The organism is Providencia sp. PROV150 (assembly GCF_028481025.1).
GTDB lineage: Bacteria > Pseudomonadota > Gammaproteobacteria > Enterobacterales > Enterobacteriaceae > Providencia > Providencia hangzhouensis.
Genome location: NZ_JAMPPJ010000012.1, coordinates 1 through 15,376, shown reverse-complemented (window position 1 = coordinate 15,376; position 15,376 = coordinate 1). Strand labels below are relative to the sequence as shown.

At 38.1% G+C, this 15,376-nt stretch carries 10 protein-coding genes; 5 read left to right on the top strand and 5 right to left on the bottom strand.

Annotated features, from left to right (window positions below; all coding sequences use genetic code 11):
- Positions 1–295 precede the first annotated feature (295 nt).
- Both phoR and phoB read right to left on the bottom strand, forming a co-directional pair.
- A complete protein-coding gene (phoR, locus tag PSE83_RS09510; RefSeq protein ID WP_004905567.1) occupies positions 296–1,606 on the bottom strand; it encodes a phosphate regulon sensor histidine kinase PhoR in 1,311 nt (436 codons plus the stop codon).
- A 23-nt stretch (positions 1,607–1,629) separates the two neighbouring features.
- Positions 1,630–2,319: a phosphate regulon transcriptional regulator PhoB gene (phoB, locus tag PSE83_RS09505; protein WP_036958559.1), complete on the bottom strand. Its 690-nt coding sequence runs from the start codon at positions 2,317–2,319 to the stop codon at positions 1,630–1,632.
- Between the two features lie 250 nt (positions 2,320–2,569).
- Between phoB and sbcD the strand changes: the two genes are divergently transcribed.
- Together sbcD and PSE83_RS09495 are read left to right on the top strand one after the other, a co-directional pair.
- Complete coding sequence (sbcD, locus tag PSE83_RS09500; protein WP_272660829.1) at positions 2,570–3,784, top strand: exonuclease subunit SbcD; 1,215 nt, start codon at positions 2,570–2,572, stop codon at positions 3,782–3,784.
- A 1-nt stretch (position 3,785) separates the two neighbouring features.
- Positions 3,786–7,469, top strand: a complete 3,684-nt coding sequence (locus PSE83_RS09495) for an AAA family ATPase (protein WP_272660828.1) — start codon at positions 3,786–3,788, stop codon at positions 7,467–7,469.
- A gap of 45 nt (positions 7,470–7,514) precedes the next feature.
- Here PSE83_RS09495 and PSE83_RS09490 read toward each other — a convergent pair whose 3' ends face one another.
- Together PSE83_RS09490 and PSE83_RS09485 are read right to left on the bottom strand one after the other, a co-directional pair.
- A complete protein-coding gene (locus PSE83_RS09490) occupies positions 7,515–8,798 on the bottom strand; it encodes a cystathionine gamma-synthase family protein (RefSeq protein WP_272660827.1) in 1,284 nt (427 codons plus the stop codon).
- Between the two features lie 48 nt (positions 8,799–8,846).
- Positions 8,847–9,881, bottom strand: a complete 1,035-nt coding sequence (locus PSE83_RS09485) for an isopenicillin N synthase family dioxygenase (protein ID WP_153673722.1) — start codon at positions 9,879–9,881, stop codon at positions 8,847–8,849.
- 240 nt (positions 9,882–10,121) lie between these two features.
- Between PSE83_RS09485 and PSE83_RS09480 the strand changes: the two genes are divergently transcribed.
- From PSE83_RS09480 to PSE83_RS09470, 3 genes are all read left to right on the top strand, one after another.
- A complete protein-coding gene (locus tag PSE83_RS09480) occupies positions 10,122–10,982 on the top strand; it encodes a MetQ/NlpA family ABC transporter substrate-binding protein (protein WP_004905584.1) in 861 nt (286 codons plus the stop codon).
- Positions 10,983–11,335: 353 nt separating this feature from the next.
- A complete protein-coding gene (locus PSE83_RS09475; RefSeq protein WP_004905586.1) occupies positions 11,336–11,935 on the top strand; it encodes a nitroreductase family protein in 600 nt (199 codons plus the stop codon).
- Between the two features lie 431 nt (positions 11,936–12,366).
- On the top strand, positions 12,367–12,666 hold the full coding sequence (locus PSE83_RS09470) for a hypothetical protein (RefSeq protein WP_004905588.1): 300 nt from the start codon (positions 12,367–12,369) through the stop codon (positions 12,664–12,666).
- Positions 12,667–12,832: 166 nt separating this feature from the next.
- Here PSE83_RS09470 and PSE83_RS09465 read toward each other — a convergent pair whose 3' ends face one another.
- Complete coding sequence (locus PSE83_RS09465) at positions 12,833–14,782, bottom strand: bifunctional 2',3'-cyclic-nucleotide 2'-phosphodiesterase/3'-nucleotidase (protein ID WP_004905590.1); 1,950 nt, start codon at positions 14,780–14,782, stop codon at positions 12,833–12,835.
- Positions 14,783–15,376: the final 594 nt, after the last annotated feature.

Sequence of the window (15,376 nt, the reverse complement as noted above, 5' to 3'; positions counted from 1 at the left end):
TATAGGGCAAAAAGGCAATAGCAAACCTAAAAACAAGAATAAATAACTAAACTAATTTTCAGAACTAGTGATTACTTTCAGCAAAATCCCAATACTCGTTATATGCTTTGTTCGAAAAATGAACAACTCATCTTTTTCTAGTGATTATAATTGATTATTTAACAGAACATATAATTAATGTGACAGCAATTATCAGCATTAAATATATGAATATTGAATTGAATACCTATATGGACTGGTGAATAGAAATAATCCACTTTATTAATATTTGATTATATTAACAAAGTGGAATTATTTACCCATTTTTAAGTTTTTTATCATCAACAATTAGTACTGTTGGTAACGTAAATGAAAATTCACTCCCTTTACCTAACTGGCTCGTCACCACCAACTGACTACTATGATGTTGTAATGCATGTTTAACAATAGCTAACCCAAGGCCAGTACCTCCACCGCCTTGGCGGGAACGTGCTTTATCTACTCGATAAAAACGTTCGGTTAAACGAGGGATATGCTCTGCGGGTATCCCTTGCCCGTTATCTCTCACACTAAAACGCGCCCCTTGCCCGCTTCTCTGCCAATCAACCCAAATTTTGGTGCCTTCAGGCGTATGGCTGATCGCGTTATAGACTAAGTTCGCCACTGCACTACGTAATTGCTCTTCATTACCATGAACACGCAATTTTTCATCAACATGAAATTCAAATTGATGACGCCCTTGGCTTAAACTAAGCGCTTCTTGCTCAATCATTTTGAGAATGACAGGGATATTCACTTGCTCATCAAGGTTAATTTGAGGGGCAATTTCGATGCGTGATAGCTGCAAAAGCTGCTTAACTAAGTTATCCATGCGGTGCGTTTGCTCTTGCATAACATGCAGTGCTTTTTTATTGACCGCAGTCACGTTTTCTTGGTCATCCATAACCTCTAGGTAACCTTGAATGACAGTGAGGGGAGTCCGTAATTCATGGCTCACATTCGCAAAAAAGTCCCTACGCGCCTTTTCCAAACGACGTTTTTCTGTCACATCTCGCGCAACCATCAATAACTGCCCTTCGGTATATGGCAAGATACGAAACTCAACGATTTCACCACTATTGAGCTCGATAGTCAGCGCTTGGTCATAACGTTTGATGGTGAAGTAACGGCTAAAATCAGGATAACGTAATAAATTAAAAATATGTTGACCATTATCTTCAGGCCAACGAAAGCCGAGTAAAGCCTGCGCATGGCGATTACACCAGAAGATATTCCCTTCGGTTGTCATCATTACCACTGCATCAGGTAGTGATTCTGCACCACTACGAAATCGTTTAATTAACTGGCCTAATTCACGGCGGCGTTTTCGATTACGTTGCTGCATCTGGTAGATACCATAAAAAATGGGTTCCCACCCACCTCGCCCTTCAGGGGGCAACATACTTTTATCTAGCCATAACCAGTAAGAAAGCTTGAGCAGGTTATACCCATGCCATATCAGTGCAGCAAGTAGCGATATCACTAATAGCCACGCTAGGTGGCCAATAAAAACCGATAAAATAAGGGCGGGTAAGATAAATAAAAACAGCCCCCAAATCAGCTGCTTAATCGATAAACGTTCAAGCACGCATGCCTCTCCCTTTGTGGGTTTTAATAACGGATAGAAAAACGATAACCTGTACCACGTACAGTTTGTACCATTTTATCATGACCTTCCGTCTCTAGTGCCTTTCTTAACCGCCGAATATGCACGTCAACGGTTCTATCCTCAACATACACATTGGCTCCCCAGACATAATTTAGTAACTGTTCTCTACTATATACGCGTTCAGGGTGAGTCATGAAAAAATGTAGTAATTTATATTCAGTTGGCCCCATATCAATAGGAATGTCATTGCTGGTCACACGATGAGAGGTAGGGTCTAATGTTAACCCATTCATTTCAATAATATCTTCCGTCGCCATTGGTGAAATACGACGTAAAATTGCCTTTACCCGAGCAATTAATTCCTTAGGTGAAAATGGCTTGATAAGATAGTCATCCGCGCCAACTTCCAAACCTTTTACGCGGTCTTCTTCTTCTCCTCGTGCAGTTAACATCATGACAGGAACGTCACGTGTTGCGCTATCACGCTTCATATGCTTAATTACTTGAATACCGGAGCCCCCTGGGATCATCCAATCCAGTAGGACGAGGTCGGGTAGCGGGTCAACGAGTTGTGCAATCGCACTGTCATAATCATCAGCTTCAATAGGCTGAAAACCATTCTGTTCTAATACAAAACAAACCATTTCTCGGATGGGCGCTTCATCTTCAACAACTAGAATGCGTCTTGCCATGATTGTTCCTGTAAAATTAAGAAGACATTTAAAATGTGAAAGCATTATGCGTCACTTTTATGACAGAATTATGAATATCAATGGGTAAAACGCATATTAATCTTTATTTTAACGGTTAAATGTCATTTAAGTGAAATATTTCCGCAACATGGTAATAAAGTCACAAACACCCCTCACCCATTATATGGATCAGGTATACTCTCATTATCGAACGTTCATGCTCATTATTGATGATAGGAATTGATAACTCATGCGCATTATTCATACCTCAGACTGGCACCTTGGTCAGTATTTTTTTACCAAAAGCCGTGCGCCTGAGCACCAACATTTCTTAAATTGGCTAGTTGAGCAAGTAGAACTACACCATGTTGATGCCGTCATCGTTGCAGGTGATATATTTGATACAGGTTCACCACCGAGCTATGCACGTGAGCTGTACAACAAATTTATTGTCGACTTACAAAAAACAGGTTGCCAACTGGTTATTTTAAGCGGTAATCACGACTCTGTTTCTGTACTCAATGAGTCAAGCGCTCTACTTCGTTACTTGAATACACAAGTCATTACATCTGGAAGTGAGCCGCATGTTATTACATTAGTGAATAAACAAGCGCAACCTATCGGCTTAGTTTGTGCCATTCCTTTTTTACGTCCTCGGGATATTCAACTGAGTATCGCAGGGCAAGATATTGAAGAGAAACAACGCTCACTACAAAGCGCTATTCATGAACATTACCAAGCCAGCTACCAACTCGCACTAGAACAACGAGCCGCTTTAGGGTTGGATATTCCAATTATTGCAACTGGCCATTTAACCGTTGTCGGCGCAGCCTTAACTGACTCTGTGAGAGACATTTATATTGGTACGTTAGATGCGTTTCCTTCTGGGGCCTTTCCCCCTGCTGACTATATTGCCCTTGGCCATATTCATCGCCCCCAAGTGATTGGAGGACAAGAAAATATTCGCTACTGCGGTTCACCTATTGCATTAAGTTTTGACGAAACAGCGCAACAAAAAAGTGTCTGCCTTATTGAATTCACTGGAAGTGAATTAACTCAAATTACCCCCTTGGAAATCCCCATTATTCAGCCATTACAAAGCATTAAAGGATCCTTAAGCCAAATAGAACAGCAATTAGAGATATGGAAAGATTACCAAGGTGATAAACCGGTTTGGCTTGATATTGAAGTCGCTTCACAAGATTACCTCGCTGATATCCAACAACGTATTGAAGCGTTGACACAAGACCTCCCTGTCGAAATCGTGATACTACGCCGTGCACGCAAGCAAATACAGGGACAAAACCAAACCTTGGCCAATGAAACATTGAGTGAACTCACCGTAGAAGACGTTTTTTTACGTCGCCTTGCCCAAGAGTCATTAGAAGATCCTGAGCGTGAACAGCGCCTAGTGCAGTTATTTCAACAATCTTATGACGCATTACAAATGAGCAAGGAAAGTTAATATGAAGATTTTAAGTTTACGTTTAAAAAATATTAACTCCCTTAGAGGTGAATGGAAAATTGATTTCACTGAAGAGCCATTTGCTAGCAATGGGCTATTTGCCATTACAGGTGCCACAGGTGCAGGAAAAACCACTTTATTGGATGCAATTTGCCTCGCGCTTTATCATCAAACACCACGATTAGGCCCAATTTCAAAAAGTAAAAATGAATTGATGACCCGCCATACTGGGGAATGCCTTGCTGAAGTCGAATTTGAGGTCAAGGGCGTAGCTTATCGCGCCTTTTGGAGTCAACGCCGTGCAGGCAACAAAGCCGATGGTAACCTACAAGATGCAAAAGCTGAGTTGGCTCAGGTTTCTGACGGTAAAATATTAGCCGTCAAAATTACGGAGGTGCGTGATAATATTGCCAAAATTACAGGGCTAGATTTTGGCCGTTTTACCAAATCAATCTTACTCTCTCAAGGTGATTTCGCTGCATTTTTAAATGCTTCAGAAAAAGAACGCGCTGATTTACTTGAAGAAATTACAGGCACAGAAATTTATAGCCAAATTTCAATTTATGTTTTTAATCAACACAAGCAAGCTAAAATTGACTTAGATTTGCTAAAAGCGAAAGCGCAAAGTATTAATTTACTCACTGAAGCAGAACATCAAGAGTTATTGGCACAACAAAACCATTTACTTGAACAAGAGACTCAAACCAAGCAACAGCGGGCTCGCCACCAACAAGGGGTTAATTGGTGGCAACAATATCACCAGCTCACCCAGCGCATGCAATCACTTGATGATGAGCTTAAAAAAAACGAGCTTGAGTTCCAAGCCGCACAGCCTCAGTTGAAACGGTTGGCGGACAGCGCTCCTGCGGAATCCCTTCGCCCGTTATGGCAGGAAGTTGAACGCCAGCAACAGCGACTCACTGAATACACGAATAAACAACAACGTTTGCAACTTAGCTTGCAAACTCAGCAAGCTGAACGTGCCCCACTGCAAGAGAAGTTGTTGAAATCACAATCCGAGTATCAACAACACCTTGATTTTGCTAAACAACAACATCAATTGATTGATGAAACTGTCAGGCCTCTGGATAACCAAATTGCACAATTGAAACAGCAACAGTCTGAAATTACGCAGCAAATTGAACAACAACACACAACTCTTCAGCAAAAACAACACTTAGTTAATGAGACACAGAGTCAGATCCAAAATGCTCACATTGAGTTAAAGAAACACAACCTATTCCTAGAAGCGCACCCAAAAGACGCTGAACTGAGTTCCCAAATAGGTAGTTGGCAACAACAAGGTCATTTTATTTTCGAATTAGCCGACAAACTGGCAAGTTTACACAATAAACAACAAATACTTTCAAATGGCGTCGCACAGTTACAGCGGCAACAACAGGTGCAAACTGAAAAATTAGCCCAAAAACGTCTCGAGTTAGAGCGCAGCACCGTCGCATTCAAAAAACAAGAAGAAACCTACAAACAAAATCAAGAAAAACATGATGTTAACACCATCAATCAACACATTGAACAGCTACAAGCTCGATTACAGCATGCCAAGTTATTACCCCTAATATTATCTCAATGCCTTAATACTCAAACACAAAAACAGAAAGAAATTCAAAAAGATGCTGAATTAGCACAAAGTATCACTGCAACGCAAAAAGAGTTGAGCATTGCCCTGACACGTATTAATGAGTTAGCCCCACGCGTCAAACTAACCAATGATAAATTACAATTAGAACAAAAAATTGTCAGCCTAGAGCATGAGCGCCAGCAACTCATAGCAGGTAACCCCTGCCCATTATGTGGTGCAACAGAGCACCCTGCAGTTAACGATTATCAATCAATCCATCTCAGTGAAACGCAGCAACAACTCATTGAACTAACAGATAAACTCGACCAATTAAAACAGCAACAAGCTCAGTTAGAATCACAACTTCACACACAAAAACAACGTCAGAACGAAAACTTACAGCAACAACAGCAAACCAATGAACAATTCGATGCTTTTAACCAACAGTGGCAAAAGACATGTGAGCAAGCACTCACTCCTGAGTTAGCCCAAAATGAGCAAGCCGTCACCATCTTAGTTAATCAATTAACGGATCAATTAGCTACGCAACAGAGAATAGTGGCGGATATGGCGGCTCTAGAACGTGAATATCAGCAAGCCAAACATCATTTACATGAACAACAAGCTAGCTTTACACAGCTGCAATCAGAACTGTTATTAGTCGAAGAGCGTTTAAAAAACCAAACGCAACAACTTGATGAGCTCCAAAAAGAACATAATCAGCTCCAACAGCGTAAACAGATACAAATAGAGCAATGGCAATCCACCCTAAATCCATTTAACTTAAGCGCGCCAGATAAAGATAAGTTTGATGAATGGTTTCGCGAAGTTACTCAGCGAAGTGAGCGCTTTAATAACCAAAAAATGGCGGCGCAAACACTTAGCCAACAAATTGAAGTCAATACTGCCACATTAAAAGTTGAGTCAGCACAACTCCGTATTCTCACTCAACAAATTGAACAAGAAAGAAATCGTCTTAAACAAATTGAGCTAGATTTAGAGCAAAAAATAGCGCAACGGAAAACACTGCTTTCTGGTTTAGCTATCAGCCAATTCATTCAGAAATTGAATGATAAACAAACCATGCTTTTCCAAACTCAGGAACAATTAAGTAAACAACTCAATGAGATTGATAAAGCTATCGCCTCAATGAATGGAAGCTATCAAGAGCTCATTGACGCCAGTGAAAAAACAAAACTGGCACAAAAACAAGCTAATATTCTGTTCACTCAATCACTTACAGATAGCCCATTTAGCCATCAACAAGCCTTTCTTGATGCGTTAATAAGCCACGAAGAAAAGCAACAATTAGAAGAGCTAAAACAGCGCATAAACCAAGCTCGTATTCAGTGTGAAACACGTTATAAAGAGGGGCTACAGGCGATTGAAGCACTGAATCAACAACGCATTGCTGATTTTTCGGCGCTTACTGAAACACAATTACAAACAGTAGTCACTCAACTTGATGAAGAAATTAAGCAAATAAACCAAAAGCAAGGCCAGATAATTAACCAACTCAGTGCAGATAAGCAACTGCGCCATCAGCAACAAGATTTACTGCAAGAAATAGAGAAAAGCCAATTAAGTTATGACGATTGGAGCTATCTCAGTTTACTTATCGGCTCCGCTGAAGGGGATAAATTCCGACGTTATGCACAAGGCCTAACTTTGGATTGTTTAGTTTCTTTAGCCAATCAACAACTTGAAAAACTTCATGGTCGTTATTTATTACAGCGTAGCCACCAAGCAAACCTTGAGTTACAAGTTATTGATGGCTGGCAAGCAGATAGCATTAGAGACATTAAAACGCTTTCTGGCGGGGAAAGCTTTTTAGTTAGTTTAGCATTGGCCCTAGCGCTATCCGATATGGTGAGTCACCGTACACAATTGGAATCGCTCTTTTTAGACGAAGGTTTTGGTACTTTAGATGCAGAAACGTTAGATATTGCCCTAGATGCATTAGAAAGTTTGAATGCATCCGGCAAAACTATTGGCGTAATTAGCCATGTGGAAGCAATGAAAGAGCGCATCCCCGTACAAATTGCAGTGAAAAAGGGCAATGGACTTGGTTTTAGCGAACTTCCCGCACAATACCGCATCAGTTAACGCAATTTTGTGATTATTCAGGGTGGGAAAACCCCACCCTGATGATTAAATTGCCTCTAATGCTAGTTCCAATGCATATTTAAGGTCATTCACATTTTCAATACCAATTGATAAGCGCACTAAATTATCACTAATACCAATATGCTCCCGGACTTTTTGAGCAACACCTGAATGGGTTGTGGACGCCGGATGGCTGGCGAGCGACTCCGTCCCCCCTAGGCTAACTGCTAATTTAAAGATAGCTAAGTTGTCTAGAAAACGAAATGCATCCGCTTCATTACTCCCCACATTGATAGAGAAAGTTGAGCCTGCACCCGTGCATTGTTTTTGATAAACTTGATGTTCCACACTTCCTTCCGGAAAAAAAGCAGGAAAATGCACTTTGCTGACTTTAGGGTGCTGATGAAGATATTCAGCCAATATTTTTGCACTCTCATTTGCCCTTTCCATACGTAACTGTAATGTTTCTAATGACCGCCCTAACATCCAGCTAGAATGGGGGTCAAGCTGTGTACCGATGGCATTACGTTGCGCCTTCACTTTCTTGACTAACTCCTGACTTCCAACCACAGCACCCGCAACTAGGTCTGAATGCCCTCCCACATATTTAGTTAGTGAGTACACACTTAAATCTGCGCCTAATGACAACGGCTTTTGAAATACAGGCCCTAGCAACGTATTATCGCAAATGACTAATGGAATTTGTCCATTTTGGTTCGTCGATATCTGCTTTGCCACTTGGCTAATTAATTCAATATCAACAAGTGTATTCAATGGATTAGACGGCGTTTCAATATAGATAGCCGCGACTTTTTTACCTTTTTCGATACGTTTAGCAACGTCTAAAATAGATTCTTGCTCATAACCATTTTGAAAAGGAACCGAAGTTATTCCAAAACGGGCTAACGTGTTTAAAAATAAGGTTTCAGTTCCACCATAAAGTGGCTGAGAATGGAGTAACACATCACCCGGTTGCAATACTGCCATTAAGCACGTTGTAATTGCCGACATACCAGAAGAAAATAGCGCTGCGCTTTCTGCCCCCTCATACAGGGCGAGTCTGTCTTCGACAATCTCACTATTTGGGTGGTTAAAACGTGAATACACCAATCCTTGTTTCTGGTTTTCGCTCGTTTGTGTGCGCCCACTAACTAAGTTAAAAAAATCTTTCCCTTCCTGAGCGGTTTTAAATACAAATGTGGATGTCAGAAAAACAGGTGGCTTAATTGACCCTTCTGAAAGCTTAGGGTCATAGCCATAACTCATCATTAAGGTTTCTGGAGATAATTCTTTACCTTGTAAGTCCTTTTTATAGCTCTGTTCTGACATTTTTAGCTCCAATATGGTTTATCATCATATCTCTAACGACTCGACTGCTCAGATAATATTATTATTACTTATTATTTGCTCATATTCCTTAGGATAAAAGCGACGTGTGACCGTTAAATGGGAGCGCAAGCGCCCTTTAATGACATTTTTTCCGAGGTTGGTAAATAATGGATTCAATGGATCGCTATCAGGCCCTAACGCTTGTTGCGCTAAATAATGGGGTAAATTTAATAATGGGACTTCTTCTGCAAAAATATTTGGCGTAATAAAATAAGCAATAGAATAACGAGAATGACTATTTTTACGCCTAACAACTTGATGAACATTCGCACGTAAATAGCCATTAGTGGCTAATTCAAATACTTCTCCAATATTTACCACAAATGCATTTTCCAAAGGTTCAACATCTATCCAGCCTACATCTGTTTCAACTTGTAGGCCTCCACTATTGTCCTGCCATAATAAGGTTAAGATCCCCGCATCTTTATGTGCGCCAACGCCTTGCTCTCCTTCATTATTATTTTCTCTTGCCGGGTAATGAATAAGTTTTAATAAATGTTGTGCCGGCTCGGCAATAATTTTATCAAAACTATTTTCAGGTAATTCTAGTGCAACTAAAAACGCTTTAATTAATTTTACTGCAATGGTTCGCATTTCACTTTGCCACGCAAGTGCCTGAGATTTAAGTTCAGGTAAAGATTGCGGCCATTGGTTTGGCCCGTGTAAATTAAACCAGATAGGGTCATCTTGATTAACTTGCAATGCAGGTAACTCTTCACCAATATCAATCTGTTCACGGTAATCTGGCTGGCTACGAGTGCTCTCTTCCGTGGATGCTGTATACCCACGAAAATGCTTTGAGTGCTCCATCGAAATGCTTTCTTTTTCGCTTTGAGGTAAGGCAAAAAATTGTTTAGTTGTGGCTAATAGTTGCTCACGTGTACCAACAGGAATATTGTGCCCAACGAGATAAAAAAAACCAATTTCTCTAGCAATAACCCGTAATTTTTTGTAGAAATTCTCTCGTGTTTCAGGGTTTTCGAGTTCTTGTAAATCAATAATGGGTAATTGTGTTATAGACATATTAATCGACCTTCTAAAATATTTATTTAAATAATGAATAAAATTCAAGATATATTTATCACTCGATTAAATACCACATCTGATATTACTAAAAATAATTTAAAACTATATCGATATAACTTTTTGTAACAGTTCACATCTTATATAACTGAAAATAAGAAATATGAAAAAAATATTATTTATAAAGCGTTATTTTTATTTGGTTAGATACCGAGAACAAAACCAATTAGAGATCATCAAATGAAAAAACTACCTGCAGTGTTATTGTCCTTGTCGTTATCAGCCATAGTGGCTTGCTCCCAAGAAGAAGACACCAATGAAATTACAGCACCACAAAAAGTAACTTCACAAAAAATTATTATTGGCAGCCACGGTAGTGATGCGGATATATGGAAATTTATTGCCCAATCACCGGAAGCTAAACAAGCCAACCTCGATATTGATGTCAAAATTATTGACGATGGAATAACACTCAACGTCGCTACCATTGACGGAGATGTTGATGTTAATGCATTTCAATCTTGGGGGTTTTTAAAAGATTTTAATAAAAATCATAATAACCAATTAACGGCGATCTCAACCACCTACTTTGAGCCAATGGGCATATATTCGGTAAAACATAAAAAATTAGCTGATTTACCTAAGCAATCTATCGTTGCCATTCCCAATGATGCCGCCAACCATATACGTGCACTTAAATTACTTGAAAAGTCGGGGTTAATTGCATTAAAACCTAATTTTAACCAAGCCACAGGGTCTACTAATGATATTGTCTCGAACCCTAAGGACTTAGTTTTTAGGCAAATAAAATATGCTCATGGCCCAAGAGCATTGCCTGATGTTGATATTGCAGTCATAGGTAATACCGCTGCACAAGAAGGCGGGTTAAACGTTTTAACTGACTCGTTATTTAGGGAAGAGAATGATGAGACTATTATTAATAATATCAATTTATTAGTTGTTAAAACAGATAACAAGGATAACCCTAAATTTGCCAAATTAGCAGAACTGTACCACACTGAAGCGGTAAGAAAGTACATCATTGATAATTTTGGTGGAACTAAAATCGAAATAACCAAAAATGTTAGTGAACTCAATTAAGTAAAACTAGTTATCATTCTTGCCTAGCAGGATTACGCCTCTTGCTAGGCTCTTTAATGACCCATCTATTCTCTCTTTTTCTATGCTCAATTATTTTATATGTATATTATTCATTTGTGCCTATTAATGTCATCTCCCATCATAAAACCTCACCAGAAATATATTTAATATATTGATTTTAAACAAATTAAAAGCAAAACTTAACTTAGTGCAAAAATTTGAACCTTATCGTTAAATTTTTTTTCTATGATTTTTCATTCGCCAAGTTATAGTAATAACCATTGAAACACACTACGGCTTCTAAGATTTATTCAATAAAATGCCGTGCGCTAATGAAAAGCTAGGAGACTAAAATGTCTAACGCATTTATCGAAATGATTAAAAATCGTCGTACTATTTATAACCTCGGCGATGCTTTACCAGTATCAGAAGAACACGTCACGAAACTAATTAAAGAAGCAGTTAAACATTCACCATCATCATTTAACTCGCAAACGTCTCGTGTGGTAATTTTATTTGGTGCTGAACACAAAAAATTGTGGAATATGACTAAAGAAGCACTGCGTAAAATTGTTCCTGAGCAAGCCTTCGCTTCAACAGAACAAAAAATTGATAGCTTTGCTGCAGGGGCTGGTTCTATTCTGTTTTTTGAAGACGAAAACATCGTAAAAGGTTTACAAGAACAATTCCCTTTATATGCGGATAATTTCCCAATTTGGTCTGAACAAGCCAGTGGTATCGCACAATTTGCAGTCTGGACAGCATTATCACAAGAAAATATCGGTGCATCTTTGCAACATTACAATCCACTGATTGATAATGACGTTCAAACAACATGGAATGTACCAGCTAACTGGATATTACGCGCTCAAATGGTATTTGGTTCGATTAATGCACCCGCTGGTGATAAAGACTTTATGGACGACGATGTTCGTTTCAAAGTTTTCAAATAAACTAGAATACTAAGAATTTAAATAATCCTCTCGTAATATATTTACGAGAGGATTTTATTTATTTGATATAATCAAGGTGAATAATTCAATGTCATCACCAATGATGATCATAGTTTTAACTTATAACTTATTCTAAATTAATCCGCACCCTCAATAAAACATATTTATTCAAAATAGTTTATCGAAATAAAAAGAAATATTTACAATTATACTATTATTATTACACTCGTGTTACCGTCTGACTATTAATTGAACATGCGAAATTTGACAACTACATAAGTTGATATTTATCAATTCATTAGCCAATCACCCTACTAAACTCTAAGTATATTTTCATTTTTAGTTTTGCATTATAGATATTTGAACTACACTAAAAGTGAGAGCACAAAAACACGTTCCATCGTGTAAGTGTTATTAAGGGGGGGTGGACTATGAAAGGTTTATCTTTACTAACATCTGTTGTTGCTATAATCATTTCAAGTTGTTCTTTCACCTATGCAAGTAATAATTCATCAGGAGGTACAATTACATTTACAGGTTATATCTATGAGCCACAATGTTCAGTTAAGGTTGAACATAAAGAGCAAGTGAATATTACGTGTTACCGAAAAGGTAAAGATGTTTCAATAACTGGGTCTTTAAAAAATGGCCAAAAGGTAGAATCTGAATATGTGAAAGTTGAGTATGATAAACACACTAAATTACCTATGTTAAATGTCTTTTATGAGTAGCTCCATAATGTTTACCTTAATCATAACTGCTCGGAATATTTAATGTAAAAATTGTCTTAATATTCCGAGCACTATTTTCCCCTCTAAAAAGTACCTCTTAAACACATTATTTAGCCACTAAAAAGCCCACCCGTAGGTAGGCTTGAATGATATCAATGTGTTCAGATTACTTCTCGGTTAAATCTATTTGATAAATAGCGAAACCAATATCATCAGTACCGACTTGTTTCATCGGATACTGTGCATTCTCTTTGATGAATTTTGCTGCTTTTTCACTCGGTGCAGTTTCAAAGCGAATATCCAGTTTTTTGTCTGTTTTAATTGGAGTGAATGACCAATTATTAGCCGCTTTAGTCGCAATTTGTCCTTTATCTTTAGACTCTTTAGCAATATAAGCCGCTAAAATAGAACGGTTTTCATCCGGTGATGCAAATGCAACATTATTATCACCTGTTCCAGCAAATTTACCGCCGTAGCCACGGTAGTTATTCGTTGCCACTAAGAAAGTTGCTTTTGGATCAATCGGTTTACCTTGGTAGGTTACGTTTTTGATTCGGTTAGCATCTTTGTTGACTGTTTGGCAATCAACATCGTATTTCGCTGGCTGAGTCAGGTCGATTTGGTAATTTACACCACTAATTGTATCGAAATTATAAGTTCTGAAACCATTCCAATTCAATAAGCTTTGTGGTGCTGTTGATTGTGGGTTGATTTGATTGAACATCCCGGCTGAACATTCTAACCACTCGACGACATCCGCACCTGTGGCTTTAACTACAACTAATGTATTTGGATATAAATATAAGTCAGCAGCATTACGGAAAGTTAAATCACCTTTTTCGACTTCAATAAATTCAGTCGGTGAATTTTTACGTCCACCCGCTTTAAATGGCGCTGCGGCTGCAAGAACTGGTAAATCTGCGAGGTCAGGGTCACCTTGAATAAAGTTTTTGGTGTAATCGATTTGAGCATCATTCACGATTTGTACAGTTGGGTCGCTTTGAACCAATGCTAAGTAGCTGTACATATTTTCGGATGCTTTACCGATATGTTTTCCGACAAACTTACGAGTATCTTGGTGTTCTTGTTCAATAATTTTTGCTAGGTCGCCATCACGCTCAACCAAGGCTTTCTTATTTGGTTTATCATAGACAGGGCGTGCATGAGCTGTTGCATCAACCACTTTCCACGCGCCATCATCATTATTGACCACTAAATCAACCACACCTAAATGATCACCCCACTGTCCTGGCATAACCGCAGGTACACCATTAACTGTTCCCTTTGCAATATCAACACCTTTGATATCGCTGAAATCTTTGCTAGGGAATACGCCGTGTGAGTGGCCAAACATAATAGCGTCGATACCTGGGACTTCACTGAGGTAATAAACTGAGTTTTCAGCCATTGCTTTATATGGCTCTTGAGAAAAACCAGAGTGAGGAATAGCAACAACTAAATCCGCACCTTCTTTTTTCATTTGTGGTACAAATTTTTTCGCAGTTTCAGTAATGTCATTAACTAAAACTTTGCCTTCTAAATTTGGTTTATCCCAAATAAGAATTTGTGGGGGAACAAAACCAATGTAACCAATCTTGATAGTGTGCGTTTTACCGTCTCTATCTTTAACCGGTGTATCTACAATAATGTATGGGTTAAAGTAGTTTTTACCCGTTTTCGCATCAATAATATTAGCGTTAATGTATGGGAATTTTGCGCCATCAATAGCTTTATGTAAGAATTCTAATCCAAAGTTAAACTCATGGTTACCGAAGTTACCTACGGTGTAACCCATAGTATTTAAAAGTTTATGTGCAGGGTGAGATTCACCGTCTTTTAAACCTTCACCTACTATATAGTCTGCTAATGGGCTACCTTGGATTAAATCTCCGTTGTCCACTAATACTGAGTTTGTCGCTTCTTGTTTAGCGGCTTTAATTAATGTCGCGGTACGAACGTAACCAAATTGCTCTGTCGGCTTGTCTCTATAATAGTCAAAATCAATGAGGTTGCTGTGAACATCCGATGTTTCCATTACGCGTAAATCAACTGTTGCTGCGTTCGCATTAAATGCGACTAACATAGCAAGTGTTGAAAGTTTTAATACTTTATTCATGTAATCCCCTTAGTTGCCATTATTGAGAGAAAATTGCCTCTCAAATCTGAGTACCTACCCTGTAAAATTGAACAAATAAACAACAAAGTTAGCGTTAAAATTTTACACTATGTGCATGACGTCAATTTTTAATGATAATACACTGCAAACAGTAACCATTTTTTGTGACTAAATCACGATTTTCATCTTTTTATTGGGCTTGATTTTTATATAGCTCACAAAAATGAATTAATGATGACAAATTCACCTTAATTAACTCAACTTATTCCATTGAGGAGTTGTGAATATTTTTCGTAGGAAAAAAAGAACTGTGATTTATATCACTGAGTATTAAAGAAACTTATTTAACTTAAATTTCTGTGCTTTATTTAGCCAAGAAAGCACCTTTATTTTTACTTATCCTTTTTATTCTATAAATATATCCATCAAATTATTTTCAATTAATCTAAATTTAATTTAAGAAATAAAAGATGATTATTTAATCATTAGTTTTATACATATTTTTCATTTGATTAGAAATTAAGTATTTTTCCTAAAGAACTTTCATTTGATTAGAAACCAAGTATTTTTTCTAAATAATTCGAGTTGAGGCAA